This window comes from Bradyrhizobium sp. WYCCWR15520 (assembly GCF_056174665.1).
Window position 1 is genome coordinate 1 of sequence record NZ_JBWBWM010000179.1, and the last position, 595, is coordinate 595.

At 51.8% G+C, this 595-nt stretch carries 1 protein-coding gene; it reads left to right on the plus strand.

All coding sequences use genetic code 11. The annotated features are described in order from the left end of the window. Nucleotides 1–24: 24 nt before the first annotated feature. The coding region (locus AC0QUY_RS42750; RefSeq protein ID WP_475391761.1) for a sugar-binding transcriptional regulator at nucleotides 25–595 on the plus strand (571 nt) is incomplete at its 3' end.

Here is a 595-nt window from a genome sequence, read left to right on the forward strand (position 1 = left end):
GCGTTACTAAAGGGGAGGAACGTGATGGACAAGGAAAAACAGCAATTGAGCATTGAAGCTGCGAGGCTCTATTATCAGTCTGACTACAGCCAGCAGCAAATCGCCGAACAGCTGCAGATTTCAAGACCGACGGTATCAAGGCTGCTGCAGTTCGCCAAGGAAAAGGGGTATGTCCAAATCCGCGTCATGGATCCGTTTGAAGATATGGATGCGCTCGGTGCGATGCTTGAGGAAAAATACGGGCTCATGGAAGCACATGTTGTTTTTTCGCCGACCGCGGATTATACGACCATCACGCATTATCTCAGCCGCTTCGGAGCCGAATACATGCACGGCGCAGTCAAGGACGGCGACATTGTCGGCGTCAGCTGGGGAACGACAATGTACCAAATCGCCCAAAATATGCAGCCCAAACAGGTGAAGGGCGCAGAGGTCGTACAACTGAAAGGCGGAATCAGCCACTCAAGTGTCAACACCTATTCGTCTGAAACGATTCAGCTGTTTGCCGAAGCCTTTCAAACGATGCCGAGGTATTTGCCGCTTCCGGTCGTGTTTGACAATCCGGAAGTCAAACAGATGGTAGAGCGGGACAGGC